Source organism: Sulfitobacter sp. PR48, assembly GCF_028807335.1.
Lineage (GTDB): Bacteria > Pseudomonadota > Alphaproteobacteria > Rhodobacterales > Rhodobacteraceae > Sulfitobacter.
In genome coordinates, this window is sequence record NZ_JARAMM010000004.1 from 149,354 (window position 1) to 166,900 (window position 17,547).

Annotated in this window: 14 protein-coding genes; 5 read left to right on the plus strand and 9 right to left on the minus strand. The window is 62.9% G+C overall.

Annotation, left to right across the window (positions count from 1 at the left end):
* The first annotated feature begins 136 nt into the window (after window positions 1-136).
* Entirely contained in the window at window positions 137-937 is an 801-nt protein-coding gene (locus PVW51_RS07120) for a helix-turn-helix domain-containing protein (RefSeq protein WP_274574258.1), read from the plus strand.
* Between the two features lie 42 nt (window positions 938-979).
* Here PVW51_RS07120 and PVW51_RS07125 read toward each other — a convergent pair whose 3' ends face one another.
* Entirely contained in the window at window positions 980-2,611 is a 1,632-nt protein-coding gene (locus tag PVW51_RS07125) for an alpha-D-glucose phosphate-specific phosphoglucomutase (RefSeq protein WP_274574259.1), read from the minus strand.
* Window positions 2,612-2,966: 355 nt separating this feature from the next.
* On the opposite strand from PVW51_RS07125, the gene PVW51_RS07130 reads away from it, so the two are divergent.
* Entirely contained in the window at window positions 2,967-3,893 is a 927-nt protein-coding gene (locus PVW51_RS07130) for a carbohydrate kinase family protein (protein ID WP_274574260.1), read from the plus strand.
* Here PVW51_RS07130 and PVW51_RS07135 read toward each other — a convergent pair.
* The 8 genes from PVW51_RS07135 to PVW51_RS07170 all read right to left on the minus strand — a co-directional run bounded on the left by PVW51_RS07135 (window position 3,890) and on the right by PVW51_RS07170 (window position 13,410).
* Entirely contained in the window at window positions 3,890-5,740 is a 1,851-nt protein-coding gene (locus PVW51_RS07135; RefSeq protein WP_274574261.1) for an FAD-dependent monooxygenase, read from the minus strand. The two genes, PVW51_RS07130 and PVW51_RS07135, sit on opposite strands and share 4 nt — an antisense overlap.
* Window positions 5,741-5,798: 58 nt before the next feature.
* Window positions 5,799-6,353, minus strand: coding sequence for a sulfopyruvate decarboxylase subunit beta (gene comE / locus PVW51_RS07140; protein ID WP_269365747.1), 555 nt, complete (start codon window positions 6,351-6,353; stop codon window positions 5,799-5,801).
* On the minus strand, window positions 6,350-6,856 hold the full coding sequence (locus PVW51_RS07145; RefSeq protein ID WP_274574264.1) for a thiamine pyrophosphate-binding protein: 507 nt from the start codon (window positions 6,854-6,856) through the stop codon (window positions 6,350-6,352). Before PVW51_RS07145 ends, comE begins: the two co-directional genes overlap by 4 nt.
* Window positions 6,857-6,946: 90 nt before the next feature.
* Window positions 6,947-8,254, minus strand: a complete 1,308-nt coding sequence (gene hisD / locus PVW51_RS07150; RefSeq protein WP_274574265.1) for a histidinol dehydrogenase — start codon at window positions 8,252-8,254, stop codon at window positions 6,947-6,949.
* Window positions 8,255-8,506: 252 nt separating this feature from the next.
* Window positions 8,507-9,781, minus strand: coding sequence for a Vi polysaccharide biosynthesis UDP-N-acetylglucosamine C-6 dehydrogenase TviB (tviB, locus tag PVW51_RS07155; RefSeq protein WP_274574266.1), 1,275 nt, complete (start codon window positions 9,779-9,781; stop codon window positions 8,507-8,509).
* A 10-nt stretch (window positions 9,782-9,791) separates the two neighbouring features.
* Window positions 9,792-10,805: an NAD-dependent epimerase/dehydratase family protein gene (locus PVW51_RS07160; protein WP_274574267.1), complete on the minus strand. Its 1,014-nt coding sequence runs from the start codon at window positions 10,803-10,805 to the stop codon at window positions 9,792-9,794.
* Window positions 10,806-11,068: 263 nt separating this feature from the next.
* On the minus strand, window positions 11,069-12,226 hold the full coding sequence (gene argE / locus PVW51_RS07165; RefSeq protein ID WP_274574269.1) for an acetylornithine deacetylase: 1,158 nt from the start codon (window positions 12,224-12,226) through the stop codon (window positions 11,069-11,071).
* Between the two features lie 2 nt (window positions 12,227-12,228).
* Window positions 12,229-13,410 (minus strand): M24 family metallopeptidase, encoded by a 1,182-nt coding sequence (locus PVW51_RS07170; RefSeq protein WP_274574413.1) that lies wholly within the window; start codon window positions 13,408-13,410, stop codon window positions 12,229-12,231.
* 190 nt (window positions 13,411-13,600) lie between these two features.
* Between PVW51_RS07170 and PVW51_RS07175 the strand changes: the two genes are divergently transcribed.
* The 3 genes from PVW51_RS07175 (at window position 13,601) to PVW51_RS07185 (ending at window position 17,464) form a co-directional block, all read left to right on the plus strand.
* Entirely contained in the window at window positions 13,601-14,821 is a 1,221-nt protein-coding gene (locus PVW51_RS07175; RefSeq protein ID WP_274574270.1) for an aminopeptidase P family protein, read from the plus strand.
* A 13-nt stretch (window positions 14,822-14,834) separates the two neighbouring features.
* Window positions 14,835-16,211 (plus strand): aspartate aminotransferase family protein, encoded by a 1,377-nt coding sequence (locus PVW51_RS07180; protein WP_274574271.1) that lies wholly within the window; start codon window positions 14,835-14,837, stop codon window positions 16,209-16,211.
* A gap of 152 nt (window positions 16,212-16,363) precedes the next feature.
* Window positions 16,364-17,464, plus strand: a complete 1,101-nt coding sequence (locus tag PVW51_RS07185; RefSeq protein ID WP_274574272.1) for an ABC transporter ATP-binding protein — start codon at window positions 16,364-16,366, stop codon at window positions 17,462-17,464.
* Window positions 17,465-17,547 lie beyond the last annotated feature (83 nt).

Below are 17,547 nucleotides of genomic sequence, written 5' to 3' on the forward strand. Positions count from 1 at the left end.
CCTGTTATGGTCTTCTCAACGTCGCCCGAGACTTGGGCAAACACCATGCAATCGAATGATTGCTGCAATAGTCTGGCGAAAAAATACCCCCACGGGGGTATTAAATGACTAATGTTTGGTCTTTTGGGGGTTAGAAATGACAGAGATGCTCAGAGAGGGTGATGTGCTTCGCCTCCAGCGGGCATTTGCCCATTGCAAGGACGAATCGTTCTTTGAGCATTTTCGCAGGCTGCTGCGCGCGCGACTGCGCTTTGATACCTTCCTGATCCTGCGGTTCAGCGACAGCGGCACGCCGCAGGCGCTGGACAGCTGGCTGGCGGATTGCTCGCTCAAGACCTCCTATCCGCGCCATTACCTCGACGGATCCTATCGGCTTGATCCGTTTTTCCAGATGCGCAAGCGGGCCTCGCCCGGTGCAATGTACCGGCTGTCCGAGATCGCGCCGGACCGGTTCTTTTCCGGGGAATATTACCTTCAATACTACTGCAAGACCGAAATCTGCGACGAGGTTGGTCTGCTGGTCGATCTCAAGGGTGGTGCCACGGGCCATCTGTCGATGAGCAGGCAAGCCGGGCAGGGGCGTTTCAAACGCAAGGAGTTGCAATGCCTGCGCCATTTCAGCCCTGTCATGCTGGAACTGCTGCGCCAGTACTGCGAGTTTCGTCAGGACCAGTTGGGCGAAAGGGTTCAGCCGCCGGTCCACAGCCCGCTGGACACGATCATCCGCGATCACGTCACCGCCCTGTCCGGCACGGTCCTGACCCGGCGGGAGGCGCAACTGGCTGCGCTGATCCTGCAGGGGCATTCGAACCTGTCGGCGGCGCTTGACCTTGGTATCGCGCGCGCAACGGTCAAGGTGCACCGGCGCAACATCTACCGAAAGCTCGACATTTCCTCGCAGGCGGAACTGTTCGCAGCGCTGAAAGACCTGTTCTGAACGGGTGGGGTGCGGCACTTCAGGTCACACCACCCGCCACCCTCAGGTCATCACGTCCGGTTTTGTCCTGCCTGTGCGTTTTTCCAGATCGCTGAGTTCCGCCACCGCCGCCGCGACCTGGGCCAGGGCTGCTTGCGTTTCGATCTCCAGATCGCCCCCGGAGGGTTCATAGCGTTCCAGATAGACCCGCAGCGTCGCCCCTTCGGTCCCGGTGCCGGACAGGCGCAGCACGCCGCGCGCGCCGCCTTCGAAATTGATCCGCAGGCCCTGGTTCTCGCTCACCGAACCGTCCACCGGATCGTGGTAGGAAAACTGGTCAGCCTCCGTGATCATCAGCCCGGCAGGGCGCTGGCCGGGCAGGTCGGGCAATGCCGCTTCGAGCGCACCCATCAGCCCGGCTGCGGCAGTGGCGTCGACGGCCTCGTAATCATGCCGCGAGTAATAGTTGCGGCCGTATTCCTTCCAGTGATCCTTGAGGATGTGATGCACCGACTGGCCGCGCACCGCGATGATGTTGAGCCAGAGCAGCACCGCCCAGAGCCCATCCTTTTCGCGCACATGGCTGCTGCCGGTGCCGGCGCTTTCCTCGCCGCAGAGCGTCACCTTGCCCGCGTCCAGCAGGTTGCCGAAGAACTTCCACCCCGTGGGGGTTTCGAAACAGGCGATGCCCATGGCCTCTGCCACGCGGTCACAGGCGCGGCTGGTGGGCATCGAGCGCGCAACGCCCGCAATCCCCGCCTTGTAGCCCGGCGCCAGATGGGCATTCGCCGCCAGCACGGCAAGGCTGTCAGAGGGGGTCACGTAAACGCCGCGGCCGAGGATCATGTTGCGGTCCCCGTCCCCATCCGAGGCGGCAGCGAAATCGGGGCCGTCTTCGGCCATCACCATGTCGACCAGCGGCTTTGCCCAGATCGGGTTCGGGTCCGGATGGCCCTTGCCGAAATCGACCGAGGGCACGCCGTTCAGCACGGTGCCTTCGGGCGCGCCCAGCTTTTCCTCAAGAATCGCCCTGGCATAGGGGCCGGTGACGGCATGCATGGCATCGAAGCGCATGGTGAACCCGGCCTGAAACAGCCCTTTGATGGCGTCGAAGTCAAAGAGTTTTTCCATCAACACGGCATAGGCGGCAACCGGGTCGACGATTTCGACCGTCATGCCGCCCAGTGTCGTCTCGCCCGGATCGCCCAGGTCGATGTCGTCGGTGTCCAGCGTCTTGTAGCTGCTGATGGTCCTGGTTTCGTCATAGATCGCGGCGGTCACGCTCTCGGGGGCCGGGCCGCCGTTGGAGACGTTGTATTTCAGGCCGAAATCCGCATCGATCCCGCCGGGATTGTGGCTGGCCGACAGGATCAGCCCGCCGGAGGCGCCGCGCTTGCGGATCAGGTGCGAAGCCGCCGGCGTGGAGAGCAGCCCGTCCTTGCCGACAATGGCGCGTTTCGCCCCGTTGGCTGCAGCCATCCGCAGAATGGTCTGGATCGCCTCGGCGTTGAAGAACCTGCCATCCCCCCCGATGACAAGGGTCTTGCCCTCGACCCCTTCGATGGCGTTGAAAACGGATTGGACAAAACATTCCACATAGCCCGGCTCCATGAAGACGCGGGTTTTCTTGCGCAGGCCCGAAGTGCCGGGTTTTTGCCCCTCGAAAGGGGTGCAGTCCTGGGTGAGTGTCGTCATGAAATAACCTTTTGTCTTAAACTAACTGTTCTTCGGTCTGGAATTGGCCTGGCTGCATCGGACAGCAAGTTGGCGGCCCGTGCAAGGGGCGGTTGAGCAGGCCGGCGTAACCACGCTGGTCAGGGAACACCCGGCGGCACGAAAGGGTTCCGGCCTGTGCCGCGATGCAGCACCACACCTGATCCGAATAGAGCGGACATCCATGGGCCTCAACGGAAAACCGGTGCTGCGCTACCTGATTTGCCGAATTAATAAACTAGATTGATTTATTATTCTTGACATCCGGAGGCCAGGCTTTCATCCCCTATGGGGCAAGGCCGCGCGCGGGCGCGGCGGTACTCCGGGGGGAAGGTTCATGATCCTGTGCGCGGGCGAGGCCCTGATTGACATGTTGCCAATCCCCGGTCCATCGGGCGGCAGCGGGTTTGCGCCGCATGTGGGCGGGGCGATCTTCAACACGGCCATCGCGCTGGGGCGTCTTGGCGTGCCTGCGGGGATGCTGACGGGCATTTCGACCGATTCCTTCGGCAAGCTGCTGTCGGCGGCGCTGACGGCAAACGGGGTGGATACCGCCCATGTGGTCCATGCCGACCGACCGACGACACTGGCCTTTGTCGAGCTGAACGGCGGGCAGGCCAGCTACATGTTCTATGATGAGAATTCTGCCGGGCGGATGCTGTCGCCGCAGGAACTGCCGCAGGTGGGCGATGATGTGACGGCGCTCTATTTTGGCGGAATCAGCCTGGCCTGCGAGCCCTGTGCCGATACCTATGCGGATCTGCTGGCGCAGGCGGGGGCGGGACGTGCGGTGATGATCGACCCGAACATCCGCCCCGGTTTTGTCCGCGATGCGAACCGCTTTCGCACCCGGCTGGGGGCGATGCTGCGGCAGGCGGATATCGTCAAGGTCTCTGACGAGGATCTGACCTGGCTTCACCCTGATCCGATGCCCGTGCCGGACAAGGTCAGGGCGCTGCTGGGTCACGGGCCGGCGCTGGTCATTGTGACGCGCGGCGGGGAAGGGGCGACGGCCTATTTGGCCGATGGCACCGAGGTGACCGTGCCCGCCTTGCGGGCCGAGGTGGTCGATACCGTGGGGGCCGGCGATACTTTCAACGCGGGCGTTCTGGCCAGCCTCACCGAGCAGGGGTTGCTCAGCAAAGACGCCCTGCGCGGGCTGACGACACAGGCGGTGACTGATGCGCTGACCTTTGGCGCGCGCGTGGCGGCGGTGACCGTCTCCCGCGCGGGCGCGAACCCGCCCTGGGCGCGGGAACTCTAAGGCCTACCCCAGCGCAGGGGCGTGCCTTCAAGGAAGGTATCAAACCCCGCCCGATCGCCCAGCGGCAGGATAGCCGCGACATATTGGTCGGGCCGCACCAGCACCATCGCGCCCCTGTCACGGTCGATGCCGCGCAGGTCGAAGATATCCCGGCCCGCTGCGGGATCGGCGGCAAAGATTTTCTCATAGTCGATCAGGCCATATCGTCCCTTGCGGGGCAGCAGCAGGGCAGGCATCCGGTCGATCTGCAGGCTGCGGTGGGGATGTTGGAAAACACCCCTGACGTCGAGCACCCCGTCCGGGTCACCGTCGGGCACCCGCAGTGCCAACCCCGCACAAAGCTGAGCCATCGGCCCGTCCTCAGCGCCGGTATCGTCCCGGCTTGCAAAGGCGAAGAGACGCCAGCGGCCATCGGCCTTGATCGTGTGGGCAAGCTGCAGGGGTTTTGCATCGGCCACACGGATCACCGGGGCGGAATGGAACCGCATCCCGATCGGCAAACCGGTTGCCAGCGCTTGATGCGTCCCGTCCGCCGTCAGGACCGACGGGTCATATCGGGTCTCGACCCCTGCGGTATAACGGCCGTGCTGACGGAAATAGCGCTGGAATTGCGCGGCCTCGGCGGGGGAGGCCGGTTTGGCGCTGAACAGCCGGGCCATGTCGCGGTCAAAGTCGATCAGCTCCTTCGCCTTGGCGCGGCGTTCTTCTGAATAGGTATTCAACAGCGCGGCATCCGCCTGTCCGCGCAAGACGGCGGCCAGCTTCCAGCCCAGATTGAAGGCATCGGCCATGGAGACATTCATGCCCTGTCCCGCCTTGGGACTATGGGTATGGCAGGCGTCACCCGCAATGAAGATGCGCGGGGTCTGCCCGCCTTCAGCTGCATCGTCGAAACTGTCGCAGACCCGCTGCCCGATCTCATAGGCCGACCACCAGGCGACCTGTTTCACGTCAAGCGCATAGGGGGCCATGATGGCCTGCGCCCGGGCGATCAGCGCCTCGGCGGTCAGGTTCTTGTCGGCGGCGCGCTCATCGCCATGCAGCACGTCCATTTCGATGTACATCCGCACCATGTAGCCGCCCTCGCGCGGGATGATCAGGATGCTGCCCTGATCCGCGGACTGGATGGCGCATTTCAGACGGATGTCGGGGAAATCGGTGACTGCCAGAATGTCCATCACCCCCCACAGCTGCCGGGTCGCTTCGCCCTTGAGGTGAAGGCCCATTCCGGCCCTGACCGTGCTGCGCGCGCCGTCGCATCCGACCACATAGCGGGCGCGCAGGGTTTCCTGCGTACCGGGGGCGTCAAGGCAGTCAAAGACGGCCCGGACCGGGTAATCGGCATCATCGGTCCGGGTCAGGGACACCAGTGACCGGTTATAATCCGGTGCCAGTCGGGTCGGGCTGTTGCGCATGACGTCGAGGTAGAAATCATGCACCCGTGCCTGATTGAGGATGGTATGGGGGAATTCCGACAGGCCTTCCTCCGTGTCCAGGATGCGGTCGGCGCGGGTGATCTCCTTGCGATCGGGACCGGGCCGCCAGAAGGCGACCTCATTCACCCAATAGGCTTCCTTTTGCACCTTTTCGGCAAATCCGAATGCCTCGAACATCTCCATAGAGCGGCAGGCGATGCCATCGGCCTGACCAACCTCCAGCGGACCGGGCTTGCGTTCCAGGATGCGGGTGGCGATCTCGGGGAAGGCGGACAATTGCGCGGCCAGCGTCAGCCCGGCCGGGCCGCAGCCCACGATCAGCACGTCCAATGTATCGGTCGGTGCCGGCCTGGCGGTATGGTCAGCGACTGCCGGGTCGCCGGGGCGGAAACCGTTCAGATGGAATTGCATGAAAGTCCTCCTTGCGGCCAGGGTGGTATGCGCCTGACAGGTCCCCCAGGGCTGCGCCTTATGCCTGCACGGCCTTCATGAAGCGGTCGCGGATCACCACCGGGTCCATCGTGATCACCGGATGCCTGGCATTGCCGCTGTCGCATTTGACGACAATCACGGTCATCTTTCCCGACGCCAGCGCCGCCTGAAGCACCTTGCCGGTATCTTCGCCCTGACAGGTCACCACGTTTTCGCAGCCGCAGGCCTCGGCCACTTTCTCAAGCCTGGTCTTCTTGCCCGCATAGGTCGGCTGATCCCCGGTGGACCCATAGGAGCCATTGTCGATGATCATCAGGATGTAATTGTCTGCCACGTTATTGGCGATGGTGGGCAGGGTGCCGAGGTTGGTCAGGACGGAACCGTCGCCGTCGATGGCGATCACCGGCTTGGGTTGCGCCAGCGCCAGCCCCAGCCCGATGGAGGAGGCCAGCCCCATGGTGCCCAGCATGTAGAAATTGGTGGGCTGGTCGTCGATGGCATGCAGCTCCTGGCTGGGGATGCCGATGTTGCAGACCACCAGATGGTCACGGATGATCGGTGCGATCTCTTTCAGGATTTCGGAACGGATCATTGGTCGCCATAGCCTCCCCAGAAATTGGCATCGGTGAGGATCGCCACGGGTTTGTTGCACATGAAGGTGTATTTCAGGATGTTGTCGAACTCCTCGACATCCTTCTGCCAGTGGAAGTGGTAGGTGGGGATGTTCAGCTGCGCCAGCAGTGCCTTGGTGTGCACCGCCATCTCCACCTGACAGGCCACGGGTTCGCGCAATTCGCCCCGGTAGGAGATGATCATCGGCAGCGGCATCCGGTAATACTGGATCAGCGTGGCGAGCGTGTTGATCGTCACCCCGATGGCGGTGTTCTGCATGATGATGGCAGGCCGTTTGCCGCCCATGAAGGCCCCGGCACAGAGGCCCATGCCCTCGTCCTCCTTGTTGGAGGGAATGTGGAAGATGTCGTCGCGCGCGTCGATCTCCTCGATCACGCCGGCCAGCTGCTTGCAGGGCACGGTGGTGACAAAGGAGATGTCGTTGGCAACAAGATCATCCGCGATCTTCCTGTCGATGTTCATCGGTTGTCTTGCCTTTCGGTGGGCGCGCCGGGGCGCGCGATTAACGGGAAGAGGTCTGGCACGCACTGTAACATGCGGCGGCTGCGGCGATCAGCCATCCGCGGTCAGATCAAAGGTTTCGTCCGGGAAATACTTCGCCAGACGCACGTCTGCCGCGCGGGCGTGTCCCTCCATCCCCTCCAGCCGCGAAATGCGGGCGGTGGCCAGCGCCACGGGTTTGGAGCCTTCGCGCGTGGCGCGCTGCCATGTCACGATTTTCATGTACTTGTGGACCGAAAGCCCGCCGGTATAGCTGGCCGCACCGGAGGTCGGCAGCACGTGGTTGGTCCCGGTTGCCTTGTCGCCATAAGATACGGTGGTTTCCTCGCCCAGAAACAGCGAGCCGTAGCAGGTCAGATGCGTCAGCCACCAATCCAGATCATCCGCCTGGACGGTCAGGTGCTCGGGCGCATAACCATCGGAACAGGCGGCCATTTCCGCGCGGTCGGAACACAGGATCACCTCTGCATAGTCGCGCCACGCGGCAAAGGCGTTTTCGCGGTTCACCTCGGGCAGGTCCTCGATCAGCCCCGGCACCAGTTCCATGACCTTCTCTGCCAGCGCACGGTCATCGGTGACCAGCCAGACCGGAGAGTTGTAGCCATGTTCCGCCTGGCTCACGAGGTCGGTCGCCACCACCATCGGATCGGCCTGCGCATCGGCCAGAATAAGGCTGTCCGTGGGGCCGGCGATCATGTCGATGCCCACGCGACCAAACAGGATGCGCTTGGCCTCGGCGACGAACTGGTTGCCGGGACCGACAAGGATATTGGCAGGCGGCAGGCCGAACAGGCCAAAGGTCATCGCGGCCACGCCCTGCACACCGCCCATTGCCATGATCCGGTCCGCGCCGCTGATGTGGGCGGCATAGACGATGGCAGGGGCCACGCCGACACCCGGGCGCGGCGGCGAACAGGCGGTGATGTGACGGCAACCTGCGACCTTGGCGGTGGTCACCGTCATGATCGCACTGGCAATATGGCTGTAGCGCCCGCCGGGCACATAGCAGCCCGCCGCATCCACCGGAATCGCCTTTTGCCCCGCGATCAGGCCGGGCACGATCTCGATCTCCATGTCCGACATGGTGCTTTTCTGCTTTTCGGCAAAGCGTTTCACGTTGTCATGTGCAAACCGGATATCTGCTTTCAGTTTCTCCGGCACCAGCGCGCAGGCGGCTTCGATCTCCTCCGGGGTCATCAGCACATTGCCTTCGTAGCGGTCGAACCTGGCGGCGTATTCCATCGCCTTGGCATCGCCGCCCGTCTCTATGTCGGCAAGGATCGTCTTGACCGTCTCATGCACTTCGGAGGCATCGGATTTTGCGGTCAGCGTGGCTTTCTTCAGGTATTCACGGGCCATGGGGATTCCTGTTTGCAGTTTTCAGAAAACGGCATGTCCGGAAGGGCTGCCCTCTGGCGATCTGTCAGAGAGCGTCCCGGCGGTTCCTGCCAGAAGTCGCAGTTAATCTGTGCATCTGGAGGATGTGCCGCGTCAATGCAGCCGCGGCGTTTTTGCGGATAATCTTATGAGTCCAGTTTTCAGATTAAGCAAATCGAAATCTGTCAATTGGCTATGCGAAATATCGGGGCGTCCCGCGGGGGCGCGGCAGGTTCAGACCCGCAGGTCGCTGTCCCCGGGGCCAAAGACGCTCTTGATGTCGTAGAAAACCTGCGCAGCTTTGCCATGGGCGCGCAGGGCGGCGGCTCCGGCCTCGCTGAACTCCGCATGGGCAACGGCGAGGACAACCGCATCATAGGCACCCTCGGCGGGGGTTTGCACCATGTCGATGCCGAATTCGCGCTGGGCTTCTGCCGGATCGACCCAGGGGTCATGCACATCGACCTCCGCGCCATAGTCGCGCAATTCGCGGATCAGGTCGATCACGCGGGTATTGCGCAGGTCGGGGCAGTTTTCCTTGAAGGTCAGCCCCAGCACCAGCACCCGCGCGCCGCCGATGGCGATGTCACGCTTGATCATTGCCTTGACCAGCTGGCCCGCCATATAGGCGCCCATCCCGTCGTTCAGCCGCCGCCCCGCCAGGATGATCTGGGGATCATAGCCCAGTTGCTCGGCCTTGTGGGTCAGGTAGTAGGGATCGACCCCGATGCAATGTCCGCCCACCAGACCGGGCTTGAAGGGCAGGAAATTCCACTTGGTCCCGGCGGCGCGCAATACCGCGTCGGTGTCGATGCCCATCCGGCCAAAGATGATCGCCAGTTCATTCATCAGGGCGATGTTCAGGTCCCGCTGGGTGTTCTCGATCACCTTCGCGGCTTCGGCCACGCGGATGCTTTCGGCCTTGTAGGTGCCCGCGGTGATGATCTGGGCATAAAGCGCGTCAACGCGGTCCGCCGCCTCGGCCGTCGAACCGGCGGTGACCTTGCGGATGTCGGGCAGGCGGTGCAGCTTGTCGCCGGGATTGATCCGCTCGGGGCTGTAGCCGCAAAAGAAATCGACGTTGAACCGCAGGCCGGAGCCACGTTCGAGGATCGGCACGCAGTCTTCTTCGGTCGCACCGGGATAGACCGTGCTTTCGAATATCACGAGGTCGCCGGGTTTCAGCACCCGGCTGACGGTCTCTGCGGCACCACGCAGGGGCCCCAGATCGGGGTGCTTGTGGGCGTCGATGGGGGTGGGCACGGTGACAATGTAAATGGTGCAATCGGCGATCTCTGCCGGGTCGGTGGCAAAGCCGAGGTGCCGGGCCTCTGCCAGCTCCTCCGCCGAGGTCTCGCGCGTGCGGTCACGGCCCGCGCGCAGGTCCGCGATCCTCTCGGCGCTGATGTCAAAGCCGACCACGGGGCGCTGCCTGCCAAAGGCCACGGCGAGCGGCAGGCCGACATAGCCCAGTCCGATGATCGCGATCTTTTCCGCCCCGGCACCCATCCTGGCCACCTTACCTGCCGTAATAGTCGCGGAACCATGCCACGAACTGCGCGATGCCGTCACGCACATCTGTCCGGGGCTGGTAACCGGTGAGGTTGCGCAGCAGCTCCGCATTGGCCCAGGTCGCGGGCACGTCGCCGGTCTGCATCGGCATGTAGTTGCGCTTGGCCTCGATGCCCAGTTCGGCCTCGATCGCGTCGATGAAATCCAGCAGGCGCACCTTCTGCGAATTGCCGATATTCACCACCCGGAAGGGTGCCACCGGCGACAGGCTGTCCCATTCGGGAATGTCGTCCTTGCTGGCGGGGCGCTGGGGCACCGCCTCCATCAGCAGCATGATGCCGCGCACCAGGTCGTCGACAAAGGTAAAGTCGCGGAACATGTCGCCGTGGTTGTAGATGTCGATGGGCCGGCCATCCAGAATGGCATCCACGAATTTGAACAGCGCAAGGTCGGGCCGCCCCCAGGTGCCGTAAACCGTGAAAAAGCGGAACATCGTCGTCGGCAGGTCATGCAGATGGGCATAAGCATGGCCCATGTTCTCATTCGCCTTCTTGGTGGCGGCATAGATGGTCAGCTGGGTTTCGGTCCGGTCCATCTCGGCAAAGGGCATTTCTTCGTTGGCGCCATAGACCGAAGAGGTCGAGGCCATCAGCAGATGTCTGACCTTCAGCTTGCGCGCCGCTTCCATCACGTTGAACGTGCCGATCACATTGCTGTCGAGATAGGCGCGCGGGTTTTCCAGCGAATAACGCACGCCGGCCTGTCCGGCGAGATGCACGATGATCTCGGGCTGGAACGCCTCGGCTACGGACCACAGCAGTTCCTCGTCTTCCAGCTTGCCCACCGTGGCCGAGAAACGGGGGTTCTCCAGCAGCATCTCGTGGCGCTTTTCCTTCAGCGTGACGTCGTAGTAATCGGTCAGCGCGTCATAGCCCTGCACCTCGAACCCTTCGGCCAGCAGGCGGCGGGCAAGGTGAAAGCCGATGAAGCCGGCGGTGCCGGTGACAAGTACGCGTGTCATCGGCCTGTTCCCGCATGTCCCGCGTCGGGGCGGGCCGGGGTGTGAATCTGGAAATGGATCAAGGCGACACCTGACACATGATTGGGTTTGTTTTGTGCCACGGTGGCTGGGCTCGCGTTTCGGCGACCCTCAGGGAAATAGGCAATTGCGGGCCACTTACAACCTGCCGGGGCGGGAATACAAGCGCAAGGGTGCTATGCATGCGCCCGCTGGCACGGCTGAAGACGCCGCTGTGCCGGGCGGCGGACAATCCCGATGCAGCACTATCCCAAACGGTCTGCCAGCCCTTCCAGCATGTCGATGCAGGCCGCAAGTTCGCTGATCGCGACGTATTCGTCGGGTTTGTGGGCCTGCTCGATGGACCCCGGCCCGCAGACAACGGCGGCCATGCCAAGCTGCTGGAAAATGCCTGCCTCCGTCCCGAAAGACACCACATCGGTCCCGTTCGCGCCGGTCAGCGACATCACCAGGTCACGGGCGGCGTTCTCGGCCATGACCTCAAGCCCGATGGTTTCGCCGATGACTTCGGTGACGATATCGGCGTCTGGCCAGACCGCGCGCATCCGCGGCAGCAGGACGTTGGAGGCATAGTCGCGCATTGTCTTGTTGATGTGGTGGAAATCGGCGGATTGGACCGGGCGCATGTCCCATTCCACCGATGCAAACCCCGGTATCACGTTGTGCGCCACGCCCCCGTGCAGCGAGCCGACGTTGATGGTGCTGTGCGGCGGATCAAAGGCGCTGCCCGCAGGCGCGCGGGCTTTCAATTCGTCGTTCAGCTCCATCAGCCGGGTGATGTAGCGCACGGCGTATTCCACCGCGTTCACGCCAAGGTGCGGCAGGGAGCCGTGGCCCTCGCGCCCGGTGAAATGCGTGGAATATTCGCAGCAGCCCTTGTGGCCTTCGATCACCCGCATTTCGGTGGGTTCCCCGATGATGGCAAGCGAAGGACGGTCGCCACGCGTTGCCAGTTGGTCGGCCAGCGCCTTGGCGCCCAGGCAGCCGGTTTCCTCGTCATAGGTGAATGCAAAGTGAACGGGGCGGCGGGTGGCTTTCGCCGCAAACAGGGGGGCAAGGGCGACAGTGGCGGCGATAAAGCCCTTCATGTCGCAGGTGCCGCGCCCGTACAGGCGGCCGTCCCTTTCGGTCATGGCAAAGGGATTGCTCGCCCAGATCTGATCGGTGATCGGCACCACATCCGTATGTCCGGCCAGCAGGATGCCCCCCGGCACTTCCGGCCCCATGGTGGCATATAGGTTGGCCTTGGCCCCGCTGTCGTCGTGATACACATCCACCCGCGCGCCTGCGTCTTCCAGACGCGCGGCCAGATCGTCGATGATCGCAAGGTTGCTGTCCGAGGAAACGGTGGGATAGCCGATGAGATCGGACAGGATTGCCGTGGTGGAGTCTAGAGGTAGCATGGTCAGTCCTTGATGAAGAGCTTGCGTTCGATGCCGCAGAAGGGCTGCGCCGGGCCGTCCTCGGTGATCAGGATGCTTTCCGTGATTTCCAGCCCCCAGTCGTCCATCCAGAGACCGGGCATGAAATGGAAGGTCATGCCGGGTTTCAGCACGCTTTCGTCCTCGGGGCGCAGCGACATGGTGCGTTCGCCCCAGTCGGGCGGATAGCTGAGGCCGATGGAATAGCCACAGCGCGCGCCGCGTTCGATGCCGGCCTTGTCCATCGCGGCGCCAAGGGCGTTGGCGACATCCTGGGTCCGGTTGCCTGCGTGCGCCTTGTCCAGCCCTGCCTCCAGCCCCTCGATCAGCGCTTCTTCGCCGCGTTTGATGTGGTCGGGCGGGGTGCCGAGCATGACAGAGCGTGACAGCGGCACATGATAGCGGCGGTAGCAGCCGGCGAGTTCAAAGAAGGTCACCTCGCCCGTCTTCATCACATCGCCGTTCCAGGTCAGATGCGGGGCGGCCGCGTCGGTGCCGGAGGGCATCAGCGGCACAATCGCGGGGTAATCGCCCCAGGTTTCGCCAACGCCTGTGATGCCCGATGCCATGATCTCTGCCGCGAGTTCATTCTTGCGCAGGCCGGGTGCGGCGCGGTCGATGGCCAGCTGGATGATCTTTTCGGTGATCGTCGCGGCCCTGCGCATGAAAGTCAGCTCTTCCTCCGACTTGATGGCGCGTTGCCAGTTCACCAGGGCCGTGGCATCGACGATTGTCGCGTCGGGCAGGGAGGTGACAAGGGTCGTATGGGCCTTGGCGGAGAAGTAGTAATTGTCCATCTCGACACCGATCCGCCCCCGTGCCAGCCCGCGCGCCGCAAGCTTGGCGGAGAGGTCCTGCATCGGGTGACGCTCTGTCGATTGCACAAAATCATCGGTGTAGAATTCCACATCCGTGACGGCCCGGTTCACCGTGCGCAGGGCGCCGTTGCTGTCCTGCCTGCGGCCCCACCAGAAGGGCGTGCCGTCAATGGGCAGGATCACGGCCTGATGGACGTAGAAGGACCAGCCGTCATAGCCCGTCAGCCAGGCCTGGTTCGATGGATCGGTGGCAATCAGCACGTCGATCCCGGCGCGCGCCATGGCGGCACGGGTCAGGTTCAGGCGGCGCTCATATTCCTGTGGTGAAAACGGCGTTGGATCGGTCAGGGTCAAGGGGGCCTCCTGCAGTTGTCAGCGGAGGCTACGCGTTGACAGGTCGGCACACAATACATTAGCCAGTTTGTATATGGCCCGCGATGGCGTCGCAGTTTCCGGCCATTTTCCCCATCCTGTACGCCCGGATATTTTCTTTGACCTGGCCGCGCCCTGCGCGTCCGATCCAATTGAGGATACTTCGATGCCTGACCTTTCCAACCGCCCGCAGACCTTCACCAGCCACAATGGCGACAAGGCACCGCTGCCTTTTTCGGCGGCCGAATATGACCGGCGGCTGTCCGGGCTGCGAAACATCATGGCGGCGCGGGACATTCCCGCGGTGCTGCTGACGTCGATGCACAACATCGCTTATTATTCTGGGTTTCTCTATTGCAGCTTCGGGCGGCCTTACGGGTGCGTGGTGACGCAGGATACCTGCACCACCGTCAGCGCCAATATCGACGCGGGACAGCCCTGGCGGCGGTCGCATGGCGATAATGTCATCTACACCGACTGGGCGCGGAACAATTACTGGCGTGCGGTGGCGGGGTTGATTGGTGGCGCGCGGCGATTGGGGATAGAGGCCGATCACCTGACCCTCGCTGCGCGCGACACGCTGGCCGAGATGTTGGGCGCGCCCGAACTGGTGGATATCGCGGGCGATACCATGGCCGCGCGGATGATAAAATCCGGGGAGGAAATTGCCCTGATCCGCGAAGGCGCGCGCATTGCCGACCATGGCGGAGAGGCGATCCGCGCCGCGATCAGGGCTGGCACGCGGGAGATCGACGTGGCCATGGCCGGGCGCAATGCGATGGAGCTTGAGATTGCCCGCGCCCATCCCGACAGCGAATTGCGCGACAGCTGGGTGTGGTTCCAGTCGGGGCTGAACACCGACGGGGCGCATAACCCTGTCACGACGCGCAAACTGGAGCGGGGCGATATCCTCAGCCTCAATACCTTTCCGATGATCTCGGGCTATTACACCGCTTTGGAACGCACCTTGTTTCTGGGCGAACCGGACAAGGCCAGCCGCAGGATGTGGGAGGCGAATGTGGCGGCGCATGAACTGGGCCTGTCGCTGATCCGCCCCGGTGCGACCTGTTCGGGGATCTGCGACGAGATCAACCGCTTCTTCGCGGATCAGGGTCTGTTGCAATACCGATCCTTCGGCTACGGCCATTCCTTCGGCATCCTGTCACATTACTATGGCCGGGAGGCGGGGTTGGAACTGCGTGAGGATATTGATACCGTTCTGGAGCCGGGCATGGTGGTGTCGATGGAGCCGATGATCTGGGTGCCGCAGGGCATTGCCGGGGCAGGGGGCTACCGCGAGCACGACATCCTTGTGGTTGGCGGCAACGGGGTCGAGAATATCACCAAATTCGCCTATGGCCCGGAAGCGAACATCATCGACGCATAGAAGGACGCGCAACATGCTGACGAACGACGTATTGGACAAATGGGACCGCGAGAATTTCTTTCACCCGTCCACACATCTGGCGCAGCATGCGCGCGGCGAAAGCCCGGCGCGGATCATCAAGGGGGCCGAGGGCAGTCACATCATCGACCGTGACGGCAACCGGCTCCTCGACGGGTTCGCCGGGCTCTATTGCGTGAACGCGGGCTATGGCCAGCGCGCGATCACCGATGCCATCGCCGCTCAGGCACATGAGCTGAGCTATTACCATTCCTACGCCGGTCACGGGACAGAAGCCGCGATCACGCTGGCCCGGATGGTGATGGAACGTGCGCCTGCGCATATGTCGAAGGTCTATTTCGGGCTTGGCGGATCGGACGCGAACGAGACCAACATTAAGCTGCTCTGGTACTACAACAACATCCTGGGCCGGCCGCAGAAGAAAAAGATCATCAGCCGCTGGCGCGGTTACCACGGATCGGGCCTGATGACCGGCTCGCTGACCGGGCTGGGGCTGTTCCACGCCAAGTTCGATCTGCCGATGGCGGGGGTCCTGCATACGGTCGCGCCGGACTTCTTCCGCCGCGAGAACCTCGACCAGACCGAGGCGGAGTTCGTGGCCCATTGCGTGGCCGACCTGGAGGCGATCATCGACCGGGAGGGGGCCGATACCATCGCGGCGTTCATCGGGGAGCCGGTTCTGGGCACCGGGGGCATCGTGCCGCCACCGGAGGGCTATTGGGATGCCATCCAGGCGGTGCTGCAAAAGCACGACATCGCGCTGATTGCCGATGAGGTCGTGACGGGCTTTGGCCGTCTGGGCACCATGTTCGGCTCCGATCATTACGGGCTGAAACCCGATTTCATCACCATCGCGAAGGGCCTCACCTCGGCCTATGCGCCGCTGTCGGGTTCCATCGTGTCCGACCGGGTCTGGAAGGTGCTAGAGCAGGGCACGGATGAAAACGGCCCGCTCGGCCACGGCTGGACCTATTCCGCGCATCCCATCGGGGCGGCGGCAGGGGTCGCAAACCTGCAGGTGATCGAGGATCAGAAACTGGTAGAGAATGCCGCCACCGTGGGGCCCTATCTGCACCGCAAGATGCAGGAGGCGCTTGGCGACCACCCGCATGTGGGCGACATCCGGGGTGCCGGGATGCTCTGTGCGGTGGAGCTGGTCGAGAATCGGGGCGACCGGGCGTTCTATGATCCGGCCAGGAAAATCGGCCCACAGGTGGCGGCAGCGCTGCTGTCAAAAGGTGTCATCGGGCGGGCGATGCCGCAAAGCGACATCATCGGTTTCGCGCCGCCCTTCTGTCTGACCGAGGCAGAAGCGGACGAGATTGTCGCAAAAACAACCCAAGCGGTCGTTGAGGTCATAGGCGTCGCATAAAGAATAATCGCACTTTCCCCGGAGCGTATCTTGTCACACCTGCCCGGTTGCAAAGCCCTGAGGCATGTGGTTGTCTAAAAGCCAACCTGCCGAAACGGCGGAAACACTCGCTGAATTGGCGGGAACAAACATAACACCTGGGGAGGTGCGATTTGTCTGAGAAAGCCACTGGCGGCGATTTCGTCGTGTTCGATCACGTACAGAAAAGTTACGATGGCGAAACGCTTGTGGTCAAAGACCTGAACTTGTCGATAGGCAAGGGCGAATTCCTGACAATGCTCGGGCCATCGGGCTCCGGCAAGACCACATGCCTGATGATGCTGGCCGGGTTCGAGACGGCGACCCATGGCGACATCCTGCTGGATGGCAAGCCGATCAACAACATCTCGCCCCACAAGCGCGGCATCGGCATGGTGTTCCAGAACTACGCGCTGTTCCCGCATATGACGATTGCAGAGAACCTCAGCTTCCCGCTGGAAGTGCGCAAGATGGGCAAGTCCGAGCGCGAAGAGAAAGTCGCGCGCGCCCTTGGCATGGTGCAGATGGAAAGCTTCGGCGGCCGTCGGCCCGCGCAGCTTTCCGGTGGTCAGCAGCAGCGCGTGGCGCTGGCCCGGGCGCTGGTTTTCGAACCCGATCTGGTGCTGATGGACGAACCATTGGGCGCGCTCGACAAGCAGCTTCGCGAGCATATGCAGTTCGAGATCAAGCACATTGCCGACAACCTCGGCATCACCGTGGTCTATGTGACCCACGACCAGACCGAGGCGCTGACCATGTCGGACCGCGTTGCGGTCTTTGAAGACGGGCGCATTCAGCAGCTTGCCCCGCCGGACGAGCTTTATGAGAAACCCTGCAACAGTTTCGTGGCGCAGTTCATCGGCGAGAACAACACGCTGCAGGGCGAGGTCAAGGAAATCAAGAACGGGCTGGCGGTCGTCAAGCTGGACGATGGCAGTCTGATCGACGCGATGCCCGTCAACGTGAACAAGGCAGGCGAGCGCACGCAGCTGTCGATCCGGCCCGAAAGGGTCGAGTTCAACATGGAGCGTCTCAACCCCGGCGCGCATACGTTGCAGGCCGAGGTGCTCGAATTCATCTACATGGGGGACATCTTCCGCACCCGGCTCAGGGTCGCGGGGAACGATTCCTTCATCGTCAAGACACGCAATGCGCCCGACCAGGTGCGCTTGGAGCCGGGCCAGACCGTCGAGATCGGCTGGCAGGCAGAAGATTGCCGCGCGCTGGACGCATAGGCGCGCGTGTCATGTCGCGGGCGCAAGCCCGCGATGAACACGAAGCCCGTAACTAAACCCGTTGTTATTGGCCTTACTTGAAA

Bases quoted from the DNA above. Each gene is read 5' to 3' on its own strand.
- argE (WP_274574269.1), bottom strand. From the start codon at position 12,226: ATGCTACCTCTAGACTCCACCACGGCAATCCTGTCCGATCTCATCGGC.
- comE (WP_269365747.1), bottom strand. From the start codon at position 6,353: ATGATCCGTTCCGAAATCCTGAAAGAGATCGCACCGATCATCCGTGAC.
- PVW51_RS07120 (WP_274574258.1), top strand. From the start codon at position 137: ATGACAGAGATGCTCAGAGAGGGTGATGTGCTTCGCCTCCAGCGGGCA.
- hisD (WP_274574265.1), bottom strand. From the start codon at position 8,254: ATGGCCCGTGAATACCTGAAGAAAGCCACGCTGACCGCAAAATCCGAT.
- PVW51_RS07130 (WP_274574260.1), top strand. From the start codon at position 2,967: ATGATCCTGTGCGCGGGCGAGGCCCTGATTGACATGTTGCCAATCCCC.
- PVW51_RS07160 (WP_274574267.1), bottom strand. From the start codon at position 10,805: ATGACACGCGTACTTGTCACCGGCACCGCCGGCTTCATCGGCTTTCAC.
- PVW51_RS07135 (WP_274574261.1), bottom strand. From the start codon at position 5,740: ATGCAATTCCATCTGAACGGTTTCCGCCCCGGCGACCCGGCAGTCGCT.
- tviB (WP_274574266.1), bottom strand. From the start codon at position 9,781: ATGGGTGCCGGGGCGGAAAAGATCGCGATCATCGGACTGGGCTATGTC.
- PVW51_RS07125 (WP_274574259.1), bottom strand. From the start codon at position 2,611: ATGACGACACTCACCCAGGACTGCACCCCTTTCGAGGGGCAAAAACCC.
- PVW51_RS07145 (WP_274574264.1), bottom strand. From the start codon at position 6,856: ATGAACATCGACAGGAAGATCGCGGATGATCTTGTTGCCAACGACATC.
- PVW51_RS07175 (WP_274574270.1), top strand. From the start codon at position 13,601: ATGCCTGACCTTTCCAACCGCCCGCAGACCTTCACCAGCCACAATGGC.
- PVW51_RS07180 (WP_274574271.1), top strand. From the start codon at position 14,835: ATGCTGACGAACGACGTATTGGACAAATGGGACCGCGAGAATTTCTTT.